Source organism: Streptomyces gelaticus (assembly GCF_014649535.1).
GTDB lineage: Bacteria > Actinomycetota > Actinomycetes > Streptomycetales > Streptomycetaceae > Streptomyces > Streptomyces gelaticus.
On record NZ_BMTF01000103.1, the window covers coordinates 1 to 756 of the forward strand.

The 756-nt window shown below is 69.0% G+C and carries 1 protein-coding gene; it reads left to right on the forward strand.

All coding sequences use genetic code 11. From position 1 onward, the window contains the following. Window positions 1–222: 222 nt before the first annotated feature. Window positions 223–747, forward strand: a complete 525-nt coding sequence (locus tag IE107_RS34560; protein WP_189548287.1) for a transglycosylase SLT domain-containing protein — start codon at window positions 223–225, stop codon at window positions 745–747. Window positions 748–756: the final 9 nt, after the last annotated feature.

A 756-nucleotide genomic window follows, 5' to 3' on the forward strand; every position in this document is an offset into this window, starting at 1 on the left:
CAGAGCATCTCATTTCGGACATTGCTCCGTATTGGGGTAGTACGTCACATCATTGACCCCCGTCCCGGGCGCCGCTAACCATTGCTGTCATCACGGGGAACGACGACCGGCCCGGACACACCGGACCGGCCCACCCCGTCCCGCACCACCCCAGGGGCCCCGCCCCGCACCGCCGCCACCGAACCGGACGGCACCCCCACACCCCACAGGAGTCACTTCCGCATGACCACGCAGACCCGCACCGGCCGCATCGCCCGCATCCGCACCCTGACCGTCACCGCCCTCGCCACCACCGGCGCGGCCGCCGCAGCCCTCACCCTGACCTCGACCTCCGCCCAGGCGGCAGAGACCAAGCAGACCGCCCCCGTCGTCCGGACCGCCCCGGCCGGCGACACCCAGGGCACCCAGCAGACCGGCAAGGGCTACGCCAACAACCTCGACGGCTGGATCAAGCAGTCCCTGGCCATCATGAAGGCCAAGGGCATCCCCGGCACCTACGAAGGCCTGCACCGCAACATCATGCGCGAGTCCGGCGGCAACCCCAACGCCCAGAACGGCTGGGACATCAACGCCCAGAAGGGCACCCCCTCCAAGGGCCTGCTCCAGGTCATCCAGCCCACCTTCAACGCCTACCACGTCAACGGCACCGCCCACGACCTCACCGACCCCGTCGCCAACATCACCGCGGCCGCCAACTACGCCGCCGACCGCTACGGATCCATCGACAACGTCAACTCCGCCTACTGACACACGGAT

Excerpts from the sequence above, each read along its gene's own strand:
- IE107_RS34560 (WP_189548287.1), top strand. The coding sequence starts at position 223 with ATGACCACGCAGACCCGCACCGGCCGCATCGCCCGCATCCGCACCCTG.